This is a genomic window from Candidatus Fukatsuia endosymbiont of Tuberolachnus salignus, assembly GCF_964030845.1.
GTDB classification, from domain to species: domain Bacteria; phylum Pseudomonadota; class Gammaproteobacteria; order Enterobacterales; family Enterobacteriaceae; genus Fukatsuia; species Fukatsuia symbiotica.
Window position 1 is genome coordinate 2,941,850 of record NZ_OZ034983.1, and the last position, 18,102, is coordinate 2,959,951.

14 protein-coding genes and 3 pseudogenes are annotated in these 18,102 nt (G+C 42.4%); 10 read left to right on the forward strand and 7 right to left on the reverse strand.

The window, feature by feature from the left end:
* Positions 1-118 precede the first annotated feature (118 nt).
* Positions 119-322: a hemolysin expression modulator Hha gene (hha, locus tag AAHH42_RS14130; protein WP_072549841.1), complete on the reverse strand. Its 204-nt coding sequence runs from the start codon at positions 320-322 to the stop codon at positions 119-121.
* A gap of 795 nt (positions 323-1,117) precedes the next feature.
* On the opposite strand from hha, the gene AAHH42_RS14135 reads away from it, so the two are divergent.
* A complete protein-coding gene (locus AAHH42_RS14135) occupies positions 1,118-1,351 on the forward strand; it encodes a YoaH family protein (RefSeq protein ID WP_072549840.1) in 234 nt (77 codons plus the stop codon).
* Positions 1,348-2,743 (forward strand): annotated as a pseudogene (dbpA, locus tag AAHH42_RS14140) (ATP-dependent RNA helicase DbpA). Before AAHH42_RS14135 ends, dbpA begins: the two are co-directional and overlap by 4 nt.
* Positions 2,744-2,945: 202 nt before the next feature.
* On the opposite strand, the gene groL reads toward dbpA, so the two are convergent.
* Both groL and AAHH42_RS14150 read right to left on the reverse strand, forming a co-directional pair.
* Positions 2,946-4,595 (reverse strand): chaperonin GroEL, encoded by a 1,650-nt coding sequence (gene groL, locus AAHH42_RS14145; protein WP_072549838.1) that lies wholly within the window; start codon positions 4,593-4,595, stop codon positions 2,946-2,948.
* Positions 4,596-4,642: 47 nt separating this feature from the next.
* Positions 4,643-4,942 carry a co-chaperone GroES gene (locus tag AAHH42_RS14150; protein WP_072549860.1) on the reverse strand — a complete coding sequence of 100 codons (300 nt, stop codon included), beginning with the start codon at positions 4,940-4,942 and terminating at the stop codon, positions 4,643-4,645.
* A gap of 219 nt (positions 4,943-5,161) precedes the next feature.
* Here AAHH42_RS14150 and asd point away from each other — a divergent pair, with 219 nt between their 5' ends.
* Entirely contained in the window at positions 5,162-6,268 is a 1,107-nt protein-coding gene (gene asd, locus AAHH42_RS14155; RefSeq protein WP_342221403.1) for an aspartate-semialdehyde dehydrogenase, read from the forward strand.
* A gap of 258 nt (positions 6,269-6,526) precedes the next feature.
* Here the strand turns inward: asd and AAHH42_RS14160 are convergent, their stop codons facing one another.
* Together AAHH42_RS14160 and mutH are read right to left on the reverse strand one after the other, a co-directional pair.
* Complete coding sequence (locus AAHH42_RS14160) at positions 6,527-7,234, reverse strand: TerC family protein (protein ID WP_342221404.1); 708 nt, start codon at positions 7,232-7,234, stop codon at positions 6,527-6,529.
* An 85-nt stretch (positions 7,235-7,319) separates the two neighbouring features.
* Entirely contained in the window at positions 7,320-8,012 is a 693-nt protein-coding gene (gene mutH / locus AAHH42_RS14165; RefSeq protein WP_072549835.1) for a DNA mismatch repair endonuclease MutH, read from the reverse strand.
* Between the two features lie 411 nt (positions 8,013-8,423).
* Here mutH and rppH point away from each other — a divergent pair, with 411 nt between their 5' ends.
* Complete coding sequence (rppH, locus tag AAHH42_RS14170; RefSeq protein WP_342221405.1) at positions 8,424-8,924, forward strand: RNA pyrophosphohydrolase; 501 nt, start codon at positions 8,424-8,426, stop codon at positions 8,922-8,924.
* Between the two features lie 53 nt (positions 8,925-8,977).
* On the opposite strand, the gene rbsB is transcribed toward rppH, so the two are convergent.
* Entirely contained in the window at positions 8,978-9,877 is a 900-nt protein-coding gene (gene rbsB / locus AAHH42_RS14175) for a ribose ABC transporter substrate-binding protein RbsB (RefSeq protein ID WP_072549833.1), read from the reverse strand.
* A 951-nt stretch (positions 9,878-10,828) separates the two neighbouring features.
* Between rbsB and AAHH42_RS14180 the strand changes: the two genes are divergently transcribed.
* Entirely contained in the window at positions 10,829-12,064 is a 1,236-nt protein-coding gene (locus tag AAHH42_RS14180; RefSeq protein WP_072549831.1) for a pyridoxal phosphate-dependent aminotransferase, read from the forward strand.
* Positions 12,065-12,262: 198 nt separating this feature from the next.
* Positions 12,263-12,847: pseudogene (yfbR, locus tag AAHH42_RS14185) on the forward strand (5'-deoxynucleotidase); the annotation flags it as partial.
* 2 nt (positions 12,848-12,849) lie between these two features.
* On the opposite strand, the gene yfbV reads toward yfbR, so the two are convergent.
* A complete protein-coding gene (gene yfbV, locus AAHH42_RS14190; protein ID WP_072549830.1) occupies positions 12,850-13,308 on the reverse strand; it encodes a terminus macrodomain insulation protein YfbV in 459 nt (152 codons plus the stop codon).
* Between the two features lie 259 nt (positions 13,309-13,567).
* Here yfbV and AAHH42_RS14195 point away from each other — a divergent pair.
* From AAHH42_RS14195 to AAHH42_RS14210, 4 genes and pseudogenes are all read left to right on the forward strand, one after another.
* Positions 13,568-14,769, forward strand: a pseudogene (locus tag AAHH42_RS14195) (acetate kinase).
* Between the two features lie 205 nt (positions 14,770-14,974).
* On the forward strand, positions 14,975-17,113 hold the full coding sequence (gene pta / locus AAHH42_RS14200; protein WP_342222084.1) for a phosphate acetyltransferase: 2,139 nt from the start codon (positions 14,975-14,977) through the stop codon (positions 17,111-17,113).
* Positions 17,114-17,314: 201 nt separating this feature from the next.
* A complete protein-coding gene (locus AAHH42_RS14205; protein WP_072549827.1) occupies positions 17,315-17,758 on the forward strand; it encodes a PTS sugar transporter subunit IIA in 444 nt (147 codons plus the stop codon).
* 50 nt (positions 17,759-17,808) lie between these two features.
* Positions 17,809-18,099, forward strand: coding sequence for a PTS sugar transporter subunit IIB (locus AAHH42_RS14210; RefSeq protein ID WP_072549826.1), 291 nt, complete (start codon positions 17,809-17,811; stop codon positions 18,097-18,099).
* The last annotated feature ends 3 nt before the right edge of the window (positions 18,100-18,102 follow it).

The following is an 18,102-nucleotide window of genomic DNA, read 5'->3' on the forward strand; positions in this document are numbered from 1 at the left end:
TGTAATATCTATTTTGCTTTGCGAGTTCAAGAGTAACATGCTGTATCTCAGCAAAGTGATTAACCACTGCAAGTAAAAGCATCCATACTTTCAGCGTAACTGAACAAGATCTCGCACATTACCTGACATGTTGCCACATCGAAGACGGAACCTTATCGAAAAATTTATCCGCAATAACCTCTGCCAATCTATGATCCGCAGCAGAATTAAACGATTCTAGCTCATCATCAGAAAGTTCGTACCTATTCTTTTCAATTACCCTCTCTAAGGTAGCAAGAGTCCTACATTTTCTTAAACGCATTAAATAATCTGTTTTTGTCATGATGAATAATCTTCTCGATATACAAATAAATATAGGACAACCATCTCTTAAGTTTTGACCACGCCATAAGCATATTCGCAATCTATTACACTCGCTGACACTCCGCCAAAAATGTACTCAGAATAATACTCATTGACCCTATGTAAACTTTCGCTCATTTCGTCTTCGTCTGAGCGTCGTTCATAACGATTTCGAATAGATTCCGAGAAAAATATCTTTCTTACTGAGAGAAATTTCTTTCATTTAAGGAAGTTATTTTTAAATTTATGATGCAAAGAAGCAGTGTATCCGCTTACGCTACCCAGCGTACTCGGGGAAGTAGAATCGTTCACCCAGAGATATTGTTACAGTACGGATCTTTACACAAGAAATGCAATTGGGCAATATGATTTCTCTTTGACAAGAACTTTTCATATCATCCAACCCGTTGTGTTTTTATTGATTGTCATCTAGCTACCAGCAGAGCCATTAAATAACAGCAAAAAAATTAAGCACAACGAATACGATGCACATAAATCATTTTTCAATCTTACGTGCCACATTATTACTTAATTTTACAATTTATCCCGGGTGGAACTGTTGTAATTATCGACTATTATTAAAAATAAACTTTACAGAATTGATATCTTTCGGTTACCACACAACGGTAATTCATTGAATAATTAGCCTTTAGATGAAGTAAAATTCAATAACGTTTTAATAAATATAAGCATAATTTATCTTTCTCGAATGCGTTAAATACAGATAGCGCAGAGGAAGGAGTATACTTGCATATTATTTGCAGGAGATAAATTCATGTTAACGGACATGCCCTCGATTTCCCATCAGGAACAACAAAAAGCAGCGGAAAAAGTTCACCAATTGATATCAACGGGAATGAGTAGCGCTGAAGCGATCACGTTAGTAGCACAAGAAATTCGGATGCAACATAAAGACGATCCTCAAGTGACCCTGTTTTTTGATGACGACCTTGATGACGACCTTGAGAAAGCGACTAAATCGATATATCGTCAGGAGTCACCATTGTGAGTACTACTGGTTTTTCTTCATTAACGCTGCCTGCCGAACAGTTGTCGAATCTTAAAGAATTGGATTACAACGAAATGACACCGATACAGGCAGCAGTATTACCGGCAATCCTTAAAGGACAGGATGTCCGTGCCCAGGCCCAAACCGGCAGCGGTAAAACGGCAGCGTTTGGCATCGGTTTGCTGGATAAAATTGCTATGGGAGCATTTGTCACGCAAGCTTTGGTACTCTGTCCAACACGTGAATTGGCAGATCAAATCAGTAAAGAGCTACGCCGTTTAGCCCGTTTTACACAAAATATTAAAATTTTAACCCTCTGTGGTGGTCAGCCGATGGGGCAACAGCTCAATTCTCTGGTGCATGCTCCTCATGTTGTGGTCGGTACCCCGGGTCGTATCCAGGAACATCTGAGTAAAACTACCTTAATATTAAAGGGGCTAAAAGTACTAGTGCTGGATGAAGCTGACCGCATGCTGGATATGGGTTTTAGTGAAACCATCGATAAGATTATTAATTACGCTCCGCAACAATACCAAACTCTATTATTTTCCGCTACTTATCCTGTCGGAATTGAACAAGTTAGCGCAAAAATACAGCGTCATCCATTAAATGTGGTCGTTGCACAACAAGAAAACGAAACCTCTATTGAACAGGTATTTTACGAAACTACCTGTGAAGAGCGTTTGCCACTACTGATTACGGTACTCAGACATTATCAACCAAGTTCTTGTGTAGTATTTTGTAATACCAAACGAGATTGCCAGGATGTCTATCGAACCCTTGGATCCTGTGGTATGAGTGTATTGGCTTTACACGGAGATATTAGAACAATCTTTGCGAGATCAAGTATTAGTTCGGTTTACTAACCATAGCTGCCGTATTCTAGTTGCGACTGATGTTGCCGCCCGTGGTTTGGATATTAAAGATTTGGTATTAGTGGTTAACTTTGAATTGGCTTTTGATCCAGAGGTACATATTCATCGTATAGGACGTACCGGCCGAACGGGGAAAAATGGCCTTGCTCTAACGCTTTGTACACCACAAGAGATGAACAGAGCACACGCCATAGAAGACTATTTGCACACGAAACTAAGCTGGATGCCCACTGAGAAAATACGTACGACCGATAGTTGCAATAATAGTGTCATACTGGAAGCAGAAATGATCACTTTGTGTATCGACGGTGGTCGTAAAGCCAAAATACGCCCCGGAGACATTTTAGGTGCCCTAACAGGAAATGCCGGTTTAACCGCTGCTGATGTAGGAAAAATAGCTATATTCCCTGCACATGCTTACGTAGCTATCCGTAAAACGAGTGTAAAACGTGCTTTGCTACAGTTACAGCAAGGAAAAATTAAAGGTAAAAACTGTAAAGTACGCGAACTAAAATAACCACGCTGTCTAGCCAACTAACCGGAGCGGCGAGGCGATATAACTCTAGATCTCGTGGAGAAAACGAACGAGGGAAAATATTTTTTAACACAGACACAATTCTAACCAACACAAAAACACAAACGAGCAGGGTAACCTGCTCGCTTTCACTGCGGATAAGCTGCCTATAAAGAATCAATGTCCTCTATCAAGCAGTGGGGAATTACATCATACCACCCATTCCACCACCCATACCGCCCATTCCACCAGCGCCCATATCGGCACCTTTTTCGTCACGTGGCAAATCAGATACCATACACTCGGTAGTAATCATCAGGCCAGCAATGGACGCAGCATACTGTATCGCAGAGCGAGTAACCTTGGTTGGATCCAAAATACCCATTTCGATCATATCACCGTATTCTTCAGTTTGTGCATTGTAACCAAAGTTACCACTACCTTTTCTTACCTTATCAGCAATAACAGAAGCTTCCTCACCAGCATTAACCACGATCTGACGCAACGGCGCTTCCATCGCTTTAAGAGCAACAGTAATACCCACATTCTGGTCTTGATTGTCACCTTTCAGCTCACTGAGAGCAGTAGCAACACGAATCAAGGCCACACCACCACCAGGTACCACACCTTCCTCTACAGCCGCTCGGGTTGCATGCAGAGCATCTTCCACACGAGCTTTTTTCTCTTTCATTGCAACTTCAGTAGCTGCACCGACTTTAATAACAGCCACGCCACCAGAAAGTTTAGCGACACGTTCTTGCAGTTTTTCTTTGTCGTAGTCAGATGAAGCTTCTTCAACTTGTGCTTTAATCTGAACTACACGAGCCGCAATCATACCTTTATCACCCACACCATCAATAATGGTAGTAGTATCTTTAGTGATAATAATACGTTTTGCTTGCCCAAGATCTTCCAGAGTCACTTTTTCCAGAACCAACCCCACTTCTTCAGCGATGACGATACCCTTGGTTAAAACAGCAATATCCGCCAGCATGGCTTTACGACGATCACCAAAGCCCGGGGCTTTAACCGCAGCAATCTTGACAATACCACGCATAGTGTTTACCACCAGCGTTGCCAATGCTTCACCTTCAACATCTTCTGCAATAACCAATAGGGATCTACCCGCTTTTGCCACCGCTTCTAATACTGGCAGAAGTTCACGGATATTAGAAATTTTCTTATCAACCAATAGAATAAAAGGATTGTCGAGCTCTACGGAAGAACCTTCTGGCTTATTGATAAAGTAAGGTGACAAATAGCCACGATCAAACTGCATACCTTCCACGACGGTAAGCTCATTATAGAGACCACTAGCTTCTTCAACCGTGATAACACCTTCATTACCCACTTTGCCCATCGCTTCTGCAATCAATTCACCAACAACCTCATCGGAGTTCGCGGAAATAGTACCCACTTGAGTAATGGCTTTTGGATCAGCGCAAGGTTTTGACAATTTTTTCAACTCTTCGACTGCTGAGTCTACCGCCTTGTCGATACCGCGTTTCAGATCCATCGGGTTCATACCTGCAGCAACAGCTTTCAGACCTTCAGTAACGATAGCTTGTGCCAACACTGTTGCCGTAGTTGTGCCATCTCCCGCAACGTCATTCGCTTTAGAAGCCACTTCTTTGACCATCTGCGCACCCATGTTTTCAAACTTATCTTCCAGTTCGATTTCACGGGCAACAGAAACACCATCTTTAGTGATGCTTGGAGAGCCAAAAGATTTATCTAGAACTACGTTACGGCCTTTGGGCCCCAAGGTAACTTTTACTGCATCAGCAAGAATATTCACGCCACGCAACATTTTTACGCGAGCATCATTGCCAAATTTTACGTCTTTAGCTGCCATTATTCTTTCCCTCAAATTCGTTTAGTTCAGAAAATTGATTGATCGTACTACTTATTTTCAACAACAACGGCCAAAATGTCACTTTCTGACATGATCAACATTTCTTCGCCATCAATCTTCTCTACTTTAACCCCGTAGCCATCATTAAAGACAATGACATCACCCACTTTCACGTCTAAAGGCCTGACCTTCCCGTCGTCCAAAATACGCCCGTTACCAACCGCAAGGATTTTACCACGTGTTGATTTACCCGCCGCTGAACCCGTCAGAACAATACCCCCAGGCGATTTATTTTCAACTTCTTTGCGCTTAACTATAACGCGATCATGTAATGGACGAATGTTTATTTGTTGTTGTGTCATTTATCGCTCTCCTATAAAAAGTCCGTATCAGATGCAGGATTGATACCCATTTACTGTCATCAGCGGTACCATGACCTACTAAGTGGGGGCATTGTCACTCCCTTCAAGGGGAAAACCAAAAATTTTTATTTCCTTTGTTTTCCCTTTGAAGGGATTATTAGCTTGTGCAATCCTTACATAATCTTACTTTGGAACGTAACAATTATGAAAAAAGTTGGTTTTATCGGCTGGCGTGGTATGGTCGGTTCAGTATTAATGGAACGAATGGAGGCAGAAAAAGATTTTGACGTTATCCACCCTGTATTTTTTTCTACTTCTTCGGAAAAAAACCAGAAAACACCTGAGATAGGGAGTCGATGCCATGAATTACACCGTGCTGATGATATTGACACATTGTACGCATTAGACATCATTATCAGCTGCCAAGGAGGAAATTACACCCAAGAAATTCATCCCAAACTGCGTAAAAAAGGCTGGAAAGGCTATTGGATCGATGCTGCTTCATCGCTGCGCATGGAAGAAGACACCATTATCATTTTAGATCCAGTTAACAAGCCTATGATTGAGCAAGGTATAAACAACGGTATCAAAACCTTTGTCGGAGGCAATTGTACTGTGAGCCTAATGCTGATGTCGCTGGGCGGTTTGTTTGCTGATGATTTAGTAGAATGGGCTTCTGTGGCAACTTATCAGGCCGCTTCTGGCGCAGGTGCACGCCATATGAATGAACTTATCAGACAAATGGGTAAATTGCATGGTTGTGTAGCAAACGAATTGCTAAATCCGGCAAAAACCATCCTCGAGATTGAAAGTAAAGTGACGGCACAGATCCGTAATTGTTCCTTACCCACAGATTGTTTTTCTGTACCGTTGGCAGGCAGTGTGATCCCATGGATAGATAGTGCGTTATCTAATGGTCAAAGCCGTGAAGAATGGAAAGGTCAGGCGGAAACCAATAAAATCCTCAACACCAGCACGGTGATCCCAATCGATGGCCTATGTGTACGCATAGGGGCACTACGTTGCCATAGCCAGGCATTCACCCTGAAATTAAAAAAAGACACATCGCTAGAAGACATTGAAAAAATTATTGCTCAACATAATGAATGGGTACGGGTGATCCCCAACGAGCCAGAACTGACTAAACGTAAACTTACACCAGCTGCGATCACCGGCACGCTGAATACTCCGGTTGGACGTCTACGTAAACTCAACATGGGGGAGAAGTATTTATCCGCATTTACTGTCGGTGATCAGTTATTGTGGGGAGCCGCTGAACCACTACGTCGTATGCTACGTATGTTGCTGTAGTTGCATATATCGCAAGAGATCTTAGGACCTGTTCCAAATCTTCTTGAGCGACGCTCAGACGAGGAAAAAATGGGCGAAAAAGCGCAGTTTACATAGAGTAAATGAACATTTTGAGCCCGTTTTTGACGAAGTATCAGCGAGCACAAAAGATTTCGAACAGGTTCTTAGGCAGCCACCATTGTGTATGTCGCCGCCTAAGGTAACCAAGTTTAACCAAGCCACGTCAAAAAACCCGTTTTATAACAATTTTTTAACGAGTCATGCGATTTTTTTACCACGTAACCAATTTAGCGTCTCAACTCCTATTGAAAAAAACATGGCGAAATAAATGTACCCTTTCGGCACTCGCATTTGAAAACTTTCCAACACTAAAGTCACGCCCACCAAAATCAAAAAAGCAAGCGCTAGCATTTTAACCGACGGATTCTGATTGACAAACTCTCCGATAGGCCGAGCAGCAAACATCATCACTCCGACAGCAATCACGACCGCAGCCATCATGATAAACAAATGATCAGAGAGCCCAACAGCCGTTATCACAGAATCCAAACTAAAAATAATATCCAGCAACATAATTTGCACAATGGCACCCGCAAAGGAACTGACATTACTGCTGTGATAATTTTCATCCCCAGAAATGGATTCGTAGATTTCTTTAGTTGACTTCCAAACCAGAAACAACCCGCCGCAGAGTAAGATTAAATCACGTGTTGAAATATCATGCTCTACAACAGTAAACAGCGGCTTAGTCAAACCAATGACCCAAGTAATAGAAGCCAGCAAAGCCAGACGCATCAACATCGCTGCGGTCAAACCAATCCGCCTGGCTTGACTCTGTTGCGCTTTAGGTAATTTTGCCACTACCAGAGAAAGGAAAATAATATTATCTATACCAAGAATAATCTCCAGGATAGTTAGTGTGCCCAGAGCCAACCAGGCATCAGGATCGGCAATCCATTCGAACATTACCTATACGCCCTATAAAACACAAAAGCAGGATTATACGCATTATCTCGCTTAATCATAATCAAGACTGCGTAATTACCCGTTTTTAAAGCAGAAAATAGCGAGCCAACAATTCACGGGTAAAAGCCTTTTTCAGATAAAAACCACGGGGCAATGTCATGATTGGCTGTCCTTTTTCACCAATCGCTTCCGTTAAAGCGTAGCGATTGGCGGCCTTGGGACGCAATTGCAAAACTTCACCGTGGCGGGCAGTAATACTCTCAACTTTACCCAGGACGATCAAATCCATCAGTTCTTCCCAATCATGGCGAAGTCGTTTTGTTTCCTCGGCATTCGGACTCCAGAGCAGAGGAGCACCAATACGGCGATCAGCCAAAGGAATATGCCGCTCTCCTTCCACAGGTACCCATAATACTCTGGAAAGTTTGTTACGAACATGGCAGCTATCCCAAATAACACCACTATTACCAGTCAATGGAGCAATACAAACAAAAGTGGTTTCTAACGGTACACCTTGAGCACTAACCGGGATGGTTTTCAGCTCAATACCGATGTCAGCAAAATCTTGCTCCGGTTTACTACCAGCCTTAGCACCCAGGTAGAATTCCAACAACATGCCTACCCAACCTTTTTTTTTCTTCAAATTAGCAGGGATAGTCCACTGAATTCGCCTTGCCAGCTCCCCCAAAGTGAAACCAGACAGCGCTTGAGCACGAAGAAAGAGCTGATGTTCATCACATGGTGGTAACGGAGAGAGTAAATACACACGAGACCTCATTTCAAAACCAATTGTGCAGCAAAACCTATCAACAGATTAAAAAACAAACTAAAAACTAAACCAGCATGCAAATTCCCTTATCAGGCTAAGCGATAGCAAATAATAGCATGAATTAGATGATGTTTTTTTAACAGGTAGATGGCGGTCATTTTTGTCATTTTTATTTTATGCACCAGTTTTCAACAATAATAAACAGGATTTTACCTGTTTATCCACAGATTTTTGGGATAACCTTATTAAATTGACACTGTTCTTTCAATTTATGATCTTGACATAGAAAATTTTTATATATCCACAAATTGCACGCAAAAATTGTCATCTTACATGAACCAATAAGCAGTAGTTTACCGCTTGTAGCTATTGTGAAACAATCGGGGTATCTTTAAATTCTAAGCTGATCGAGGTGGTCTGGTGATTGATGATGACGGCTACCGCCCGAATGTTGGTATTGTAATCTGTAATCGACAAGGGCAGGTTCTATGGGCTCGGCGTCATGGTCAGCACTCTTGGCAATTTCCTCAGGGCGGGATCAACCCCGGCGAAACACCAGAGCAGGCGATGTACCGTGAACTCTTTGAAGAGGTCGGTCTCAGTAGAAAAAATGTTCGTGTACTGGCTTCGAGCCGCAACTGGTTACGTTACAAATTACCTAAACGTTTAGTACGTTGGGATACAAAGCCGGTGTGTATCGGTCAAAAACAACGCTGGTTTTTGTTACAACTGATAGGGAATGATACCGATATCAATATGCAATGCAGTAATGTCCCCGAGTTTGACGGCTGGCTCTGGGTGAGTTACTGGTACCCAGTACGTCAGGTTGTTTCTTTCAAACGCGATGTATACCGCAGAGTTATGAAAGAATTCGCAACCACGGTGATAGCAATGCACGCCATTACCAATAATCGAAGATAATCAATATTATTGACTACCTACACCATCATCATAGTTGCAACCTTTATTTTACTTTACTTGCTCATTACCAGTTTCAAACCTATCAGAATAATGTCAGGTATTTTTTCGCCTTTTAGTACTTTGTCGGCCATTTCCACACCTTTCGCGCCAATCTGTTCCGGTTGCTGAGCAATGGTCGCCGCCATTTCACCACTTTTAACCGTTTTAACCGCTTCATCAGTGCCGTCGAATCCTACCACTAGCACATCCATTCTTTTCAGGTTCTGCAAAGTCTGCAAAGCACCCAACGCCATTTCATCATTTTGCGCAAATACGGCCTGAATATTAGGGTAAAGAGTTAACAACTCTTGCATCACATGCATCCCGTCTGTGCGATCATAGTGCGCCGGTTGGCTGGCCAATAAGTTAAACTTATGTTGCTTTACTGATTGCCTAAAACCTTCAGCACGTTCACGCACTCCTGAAGAAACAACGATCCCCTCCAGTTGTACAACTCTAGCACCATCACCCAGTTTACGTGCAATAAAATCACCCGCCATTTTTGAACCCAGGATATTATCAGAAGTAATATGACTTTTTACTGTGACACCATGCGCTATGCGATCCAGTGTGATAACTGGAATGTTAACCTCATTTGCCAACTTAACCGAGTTACCTGCCGCATTGGAATTAACCGTACTGATTAACAAGAATTTAACGTCGGAACGCATTGTCAAAGATTGAACATTGAGTAGCTCTGTAGCTGAATTATTTCTTGAATCGTACACCTCTAAAGTATAACCCAATTTATCTGCTTCCTTTTGTGCCCCTTCTTTCATTGAAATAAAAAATGGATTACATGGATTATCTAGAGTAGGAACAACCAGTGCAATGGTATCTTTAGCCAACACCTGAGTACTGGCAATAAAACTTAATACCACTAAAATCGGGGTACCCCATTTATTTATTTTCATCCATATGCCTCCAAAAAACCCTGTCGTTCAAAACCCTGTATATTTAATCACAAAGCGTAAGCAATTCACCCGGGCAATTAAACGTTACCATGTTTTAATCATCCTTTTGTACACCGACAATTTATCTTATCGTGAAAAATGGGATCGGTTCAAAAAATTTTCTGTCAAAAAGCAGAAATATACTATCAAAAAATCTCGTGCCGGGTTCATCCATCATTACCAAGAGGTGAAAAAAAACAATTCGTTACCCGCTAAGTGTTCTAAACGCCGCATTTTTTAACTTACTGCCAATTGCGTTTTACCAATCCTTTTTACAGACAGTATAAAAAAAGTAAATAAACACTCTGAATTCATTTCTGACGAAGTATCAGCGAGCACAACAGATTTCGAATAAGCTCTAAGATATCAATGTTGTCCTGTTGCTAATGGCCAACTAACAAATATTATTTAGTAATACACAGAAAAAAACAATTAAATATAAAAAATATCTTTAAGCTATTGCTATAACATTTTACGTGTATTAGTAAACTGATAACGCAATGACGATAAATAAACAAGCCATTCTGTCATTAAATCTATTTAATAATTTACAAAATTAATAGTGAAATAAAATTTTTAACATCCCCATACTAAAAATAAGCAATATCAAGTCACTTTTTCTTACAGTTAAAAATTTATTGCCTTCTGGAAAGCCTACTCAAAATCTTGCAAAACCTACTACATACTGCAAATTCTGTGCTACCTGGTGCTCGCAATCCTCACGTACTCGCATGTACACTGCGGGTTACTGTGCTCCAAGCACCTTAAATTCGCATAACACACTACGGTTTTGCAAGAAGTCTAATACAGAAGCGTAAGTCTTCAAAAACCTGCAACGTCGGAGTACATTGAGCGGCATCTGCCTTGTTCTCATGTGAAAGATCGATTTTAACCAACAGAAGGCTTATTTTTATGTTACTTATTGAGAAATCTAGTAAACCGATTAAGAAATCCAGCAAACTGGAAAACGTGGGTTACGACATTCGTGGCCCAGTACTAAAAGAAGCAAAACGCCTTGAAGGGGAAGGCCATAAAGTACTGAAGCTCAACATTGGCAACCCAGCACCTTTCGGTTTCAGTGCACCCGATGAAATTTTAGTCGATGTTATCCGTAATCTACCGACGGCTCAAGGCTATTGTGACTCCAAGGGGCTATATTCGGCACGTAAAGCCATCATGCAGTACTATCAAGCACAGGGAATGCATGATCTGACAGTGGAAGATATTTACATTGGTAACGGTGTTTCCGAGCTTATCCAGCAAGCAATGCAAGCATTACTCAATACTGACGACGAAATGCTCATACCTGCACCTGACTACCCACTATGGACTGCCGTGGTATCATTATCGAACGGTAAAGCGGTACATTACCTCTGTGATGAAGGTGCTGATTGGTTTCCTGATCTTGGTGACATTCGCAAAAAGATCACGCCAAATACTCGCGGCATTGTGATCATCAACCCAAACAACCCAACGGGGGCAGTTTATAGCAAAGATCTATTAAAGGATATCGTGGCAATCGCTCGTGAACATGATCTGATTATTTTCGCCGATGAAATCTACGACAAGATCCTCTATGACGATGCGATACATCATCCTATTGCTACCCTGGCCCCTGATCTGTTCACCGTGACTTTTAGCGGTTTATCCAAAACCTATCGTGTCGCTGGTTTTCGCCAAGGCTGGATGGTATTAAATGGCCCCAAAAAACATGCGACAAGCTACATCGAAGGCTTGGACATGCTGTCTTCAATGCGCCTCTGCGCCAACGTGCCAATGCAACATGCCATCCAGGCAGCATTAGGGGGCTATCAGAGTATCAATGAATTTATTAAGCCAGGGGGACGTTTGTATGAACAACGTAACCAAGCCTGGGAGCAGATCAATCAGATCGAAGGCGTGAGTTGCGTTAAACCTCGTGGAGCGCTCTACATGTTTCCACGTATTGATAAACGCTTTAAGGTGTACAACGATGAAAAAATGGTGTTGGATCTACTGTCGCAAGAAAAAGTATTATTGGTGCATGGTAGCGCATTTCATTGGCCTGATCCGGATCACTTTCGTATTGTCATCCTACCCGCTGTCGATGAATTGACGACGGCAATCGGAAAGCTAGCGCAATTTTTTAAAAAATATAAGCAGAAGTGATTATCCATCTAGCCAGTACAACTCACTAAGCACCTATGCGAAATCGTCTGAGCAATACTCAGACGGTGAAAAGTCTATCAAATTCATTGCTCATCTCGGGTGTTGTCTATATGCTTACCGCCTACTTAGCAAATATCCGGTATCACAATAAAATAAATAAATAAAAATGAAGTGGTTGAATAACGTGGAGCATTCGCTATGAGTCATTTTTTCGCCCATTTATCTCGTCTTACCCTGATCCACCGCTGGCCGTTAATGCGCAATGTGCGTATCGAAAATGTCTCCGAGCACAGCTTACAGGTTGCCTTTATTGCTCATGCCTTGGCTGTCATTAAAAACCGTAAATTCGATGGCAAACTCAATGCCGAGCGAGTAGCACTGCTGGCGATGTATCACGACGCTAGCGAAATTATCACCGGCGATTTACCAACAACAATAAAATATTACAATCAGCAAATCGCCCATGAATATAAAAAGATTGAAAATATTGCCCAACAAACATTGATAGAAATGTTACCAAAAGAATTACAAGATGATTTTCGTTATCTACTCGACGAATGTTATTGTAGCAAGGATGAAAAACAATTAGTAAAACAAGCCGATGATTTATCGGCTTATCTAAAATGCCTGGAAGAATTATCAGCCGGTAATAAAGAATTTGCTCCGGCTAAAGCACGATTAGAAAAAAAACTGCTGAAAGAACCGTCCTCTGAATTGACCTATTTTATGCAAAATTTTGTGCCAAGTTTCAGTATGTCACTGCAGGAAATGAGTCTAAATTCGCATCACAAGTCGTCGAAAAATGTTTCGTCTAACTGCCCAAACGCAGATTTAAGTAATTCAGCCAACGATTGATAAGTTGGCGTTGTTTCAACAGGCACCACTCTCTTACCCGCTTCGCTTAATTTCTGGCGCACACTATGAAACCACTGTAACAAAGTTAGCGGCAATGGCATCATCGATCGCTTACCCAACCACCATAATCCCTGCAATGGTAAACTACAGGCAAAGAATGCCGTGGCAATAGCCGGAGCCAGCTGCCCCCCTAACGCTATCTGCCAAGTTAGTGTAAAAATCGCCAACGGTGGCATAAAACGGATGCCGAAGAGCGTCATATTAACGACACGATTTTCGGCAAAAATCGGTGCCAGGCGTCTGTCTAACGGCCAGGTTTTCATATATTTCTTCCCACGTTGGAGTATCTGAAACCAGCCTATCACCGGATCCGAGGGATTGTTCGTCATAACTTACCTCTATTTTTACCGAAAAAATTAAAATCTCCTGCGTTGCGCAGCACTCGCAATCTCTTTGTACTCTGTGTACACTCCGATTGCTACGCGCCCTGTGCCTGAAACTTCATATAACGAACTACGGTTTCGGGTAGCCTATGGCTTTCAAGTCACCTTCGGCTTTCAGCTTTTGCAAGAGGTCTATTCTAGTCGATCTCTCTCCCTTTAAACTTGTGGTTTAATTTAGCCAGTAAACAAAAAAATAGGTACTTCCATGTCGAATAAGCTAATACTGGTTCTGAATTGCGGTAGCTCCTCATTAAAATTCGCGATTATCGATACGAACAGCAGTACAGAACACCTGTCTGGTTTAGCTGAATGCTTATCCCTTCCGGAAGCCCGTATTCAGTGGAGAATCGAGGGTATTAAACAGGAAACAACATTGGCCGCTAAGGCAACCCACAAAGAAGCACTGGATTTCATTGTTAATACAATTCTGAAAAAAAACCAGATCTTTCTGCTCAACTGAATTCCATTGGGCATCGCATTGTCCACGGCGGTGCAGAACTCGCTGAGTCAATGATTATTGACGATGATGTCATCCAATGTATCGAAGCTGCGATCCCATTTGCCCCCTTACATAATCCTGCTCATCTAATTGGCATCCGGGAAGCATTCCGTTCTTTCCCTCATTTGAAAGAAAAAAATGTGGCGGTATTCGACACCGCTTTCCATCAGACGATGCCGGAAGAATCTTACCTCTATGCTTTGCCATACAAACTGTATCAAGAACAGGGTATCCGTCGTTATGGCGCCCACGGGACTAGCCATTTATATGTCAGTCAAGAAGCAGCAAAAAAACTGGGTAAACCGCTAGAAGAACTCAATGTCATCAGTTGCCATTTGGGTAACGGCGGGTCAGTCACAGCGATACGTAATGGTCGCTGTGTTGATACTTCGATGGGATTAACACCCTTGGAAGGTTTGGTGATGGGGACACGTAGCGGCGATCTGGATCCTGCGATTATTTTTTATCTTCATAATCAATGCAAGATGAATATTGATCAAATTGATAAGTTACTTACCAAAAGATCCGGGTTGCTGGGATTAACCGAAGTAACAAGTGATTGCCGTTATATTGAAGACAATTACCACATCACAGTCGAAGCCAAACGGGCGATGGACGTTTTCTGTCATCGTTTAGCAAAATACATCGGCGCCTATAGCGCACTGATGGCAGGCCGTTTGGATGCCGTTATTTTTACCGGTGGTATCGGTGAAAATTCAGGGCTAGTACGTGAACTAACACTGAACAAACTGGCGCTCCTGGGTTTTGCCGTTGACTCAGAAAAAAATACAGCGACGCGTTTCGGCAAATCCGGCTTCATCAGCCAAGAAGGCAGTCGGCCAGCTTTAGTTATCACAACCAACGAAGAGCTGGTAATCGCACGAGATACCGCGCGTTTGACCGCATAAACAGATTCAGAATACAACTGCCTAAGAGCCTGTTCCAATCTTCTTGAGCAACGCTCAGACGAGGAAAAAATAGGCACAAAAGCGCAGGTTACATAGAGTCAATGAGCATTTTGAGCTCGTTTTTGACGAATGACGTGACCAAAACACGGTGGGCACAAGAGATTTCGAACAGGTTTTTAGAGGTGTGGCTATGTCTCATACAATTATGTTGATCCCCATAAGTACAGGTGTTGGCTTAACCAGTGTCAGCCTGGGTGTTATTCGCTCAATAGAGCAAAAAGGTGTTCGTCTCAGTGTATTCAAACCTATTGCCCAACCACGTTCTGATGGCGACACACCGGATCACACCACGACAATTATCCGAGCCAACTCCAGTATCCATGCTGCTGAACCGCTGAAGATGAGTGAGGTTGAGACACTAACACTGTTAAGTTCTAACCAACAAGACCTATTAATGGATGAACTAGTCGCGCGTTACGACAAAAATACGCAAAATGCCGAGGTGATATTGATCGAAGGCCTGGTTCCAACCCGTAAACATCCTTTTGCCAATACACTGAATTACCAGATCGCCAAAACCTTGAATGCTGAAATTGTTTTCGTTTTGGCACTAGGCAATCACTCACCGTGTCAGCTAAAAGAACAGATCGAACTCGCCGCCTCTAGTTTCGGGGGTATCGAAAATAAAAATATTACCGGTGTGATCATCAACAAATTGAATGCACCCATTGATAAGCAAGGTCGTACTCGCCCTGATTTATATGAAATTTTTGATAGTTCCAACAAAAACGAGGTGACAACGATTCAGCCAAGCCAGCTATCTAACAGAAGTCCGCTACCATTATACGGCTGCATACCCTGGAGTATTGATCTCATTGCCACTCGCGCCATCGATATCTGTCGACACCTTAATGCCAGTATCATTAATCAAGGTGATATCAACACACGCCGCGTTAAATCCATCATTTTTTGTGCTCGTAGTCTCCCCAACATGCTAGCACATTGGCGCCCAGGTGCGTTGCTTGTCACCTCAGCGGATCGCCCAGATGTGCTGGTTGCTGCCTGCTTGGCAGCGATGAACGGTGTTGCCATTGGTGCTATTTTGCTTACCGGAGGGTATCAAATGGATGATTCTATCAGGCAACTCTGTCAACGTGCTTTCCAGACAGGTCTACCCATCTTTATGGTCAATACCAACAGTTGGCAAACATCGCTAAATCTACAAAGTTTCAGTCTGGAAGTATCAGCAGATGATCATGAACGTGTTGAAAAATTACAAAATTATATCGCCAGTCATATCAGCAGTGAATGGATCAATTCACTTAGTATTGCTTCTACACGTTCACGCCGTTTATCACCGCCTGCATTCCGCTACAAACTGACAGAACTGGCGCGTGAAGCAGCTAAACGTATCGTGCTCCCTGAAGGAGAAGAACCTCGTACCGTGAAAGCAGCTTCCATTTGTGCCGAACGTGGCATCGCCACACCGGTACTCTTAGGCAACCCTGAAGAAATTCGTCGAGTTGCGGCAACACAGGGCATTGAATTAGGTAAAAACATCGAATTGATCGATCCCGTTGTAGTACGTGAACACTATGTTTCACGGCTGGTTGAACTGCGTAAAGATAAAGGAATGACTGAAGTAGTCGCGCGTGAGCAACTGGAAGATAATGTGGTGCTGGGTACGATGATGCTAGAGCAAAATAAAGTCGACGGATTAGTTTCTGGAGCATTGCATACCACAGCCAACACCATCCGCCCAGCATTACAATTGATAAAAACGGCGCCAGGCAGTTCACTGGTTTCATCAATATTTTTTATGTTACTTCCTGATCAAGTCCTTGTGTACGGTGATTGCGCCATCAATCCTGATCCCAGCGCCGCTCAACTCGCTGAGATCGCGATTCAATCTGCAGATTCAGCTGAAGCGTTTGGTATTGAACCGAAAGTGGCGATGATCTCTTATTCTACCGGAAATTCTGGTGCTGGTAGTGATGTAGAAAAAGTCCGCGAAGCCACACGTTTGGCAAAAGAAAAACGCCCCGATTTGATTATTGATGGGCCATTACAATACGACGCCGCCATTATGGCGGATGTGGCCAAATCCAAGGCACCTAATTCACCCGTGGCTGGCAAGGCTACCGTGTTTATTTTCCCTGATCTCAACACCGGCAATACCACTTACAAAGCGGTACAGCGCTCTGCCGATTTGATTTCCATTGGCCCCATGTTACAAGGGATGCGCAAACCAGTGAACGATCTGTCTCGTGGTGCACTGGTAAACGACATTGTTTACACCATCGCATTGACCGCCATTCAATCCATGAACAGAACAACCACTTAACTACAATAGACTTTTTGCAAAACCCAATACATGCTGTGAAGTCAAGACACACGGAGCGCAGCAGCCAAAAGGGTACATAAATAAAAAAATAAATCTAACTTAATGATATAGGGTGAAAACCCTATCTGTTGACATTCATCACATTAATAATTCTAGAAAATATTTATTCTCGAGCTAACAGTCACGAGGAGTAAAGCTTTCATGTTAAGAGAACTACTAACGTCAGATGTTGTTCAAATCGTGGAGCAAGCCAATAACTGGCGGGATGCCATTGCTATAGCTTGTCAACCTTTAATTAATCATAATGCTATCGAGCCACATTATGTCGAGGCTATTTATCGATCACATGAGGCAATTGGCCCTTATTACGTGGTAGCACCAGGTATTGCTATGCCACATGCGCGGCCAGAAGAAGGAGTCAATAAATTATCATTGTCATTAACACTTATTTCTCAGGGAGTTGCCTTCAATACACAAAGAAATGATCCGGTAAAATTATTAATCGTTTTAGCCGCGACTGACAGCCATAGCCATATTAATGCCATCTCTCAGCTAGCAAAATTATTCGCCAATCAGGACGATATTAATGCCATATTAAGCGCTGAAAACATACATGATATTCTTGCCATTATCGCGCGTTATTAATGTTACTATCTGATTAAACGTTTCATCGTTGGAAAATTCATGGATAGATAATGACACAGATTACAGTAGTCTCTGGCATTGGCTTATGTACTAGCCTGCTGATGAAAATAAGTATCAAAAGTATTCTCACCGAATTAGCCGTAGCCGCCAAGGTTAACCATGTTGATCTCAATTCAGCCAAAGGAATGAACAGCGACATTTTTGTCGGCACTCGCGATATCACAGAACAATTAGTGGCTCAATCTATCGCTGGAAAAATCGTCTCATTAGATAATGTAATTGATAAAAAAATTATGAAAGAACGACTATCAGTAGCATTAATCGAATTAAATATTTTATAACTG

Coding starts and splice junctions, on each gene's coding strand:
- AAHH42_RS14205 (WP_072549827.1), top strand. CDS start 17,315: ATGTTAAGAGAACTACTAACGTCAGATGTTGTTCAAATCGTGGAGCAA.
- AAHH42_RS14135 (WP_072549840.1), top strand. CDS start 1,118: ATGTTAACGGACATGCCCTCGATTTCCCATCAGGAACAACAAAAAGCA.
- rbsB (WP_072549833.1), bottom strand. CDS start 9,877: ATGAAAATAAATAAATGGGGTACCCCGATTTTAGTGGTATTAAGTTTT.
- AAHH42_RS14160 (WP_342221404.1), bottom strand. CDS start 7,234: ATGTTCGAATGGATTGCCGATCCTGATGCCTGGTTGGCTCTGGGCACA.
- asd (WP_342221403.1), top strand. CDS start 5,162: ATGAAAAAAGTTGGTTTTATCGGCTGGCGTGGTATGGTCGGTTCAGTA.
- yfbV (WP_072549830.1), bottom strand. CDS start 13,308: ATGACGAACAATCCCTCGGATCCGGTGATAGGCTGGTTTCAGATACTC.
- AAHH42_RS14180 (WP_072549831.1), top strand. CDS start 10,829: ATGTTACTTATTGAGAAATCTAGTAAACCGATTAAGAAATCCAGCAAA.
- groL (WP_072549838.1), bottom strand. CDS start 4,595: ATGGCAGCTAAAGACGTAAAATTTGGCAATGATGCTCGCGTAAAAATG.
- AAHH42_RS14210 (WP_072549826.1), top strand. CDS start 17,809: ATGACACAGATTACAGTAGTCTCTGGCATTGGCTTATGTACTAGCCTG.
- pta (WP_342222084.1), top strand. CDS start 14,975: ATGTTGATCCCCATAAGTACAGGTGTTGGCTTAACCAGTGTCAGCCTG.
- hha (WP_072549841.1), bottom strand. CDS start 322: ATGACAAAAACAGATTATTTAATGCGTTTAAGAAAATGTAGGACTCTT.
- mutH (WP_072549835.1), bottom strand. CDS start 8,012: ATGAGGTCTCGTGTGTATTTACTCTCTCCGTTACCACCATGTGATGAA.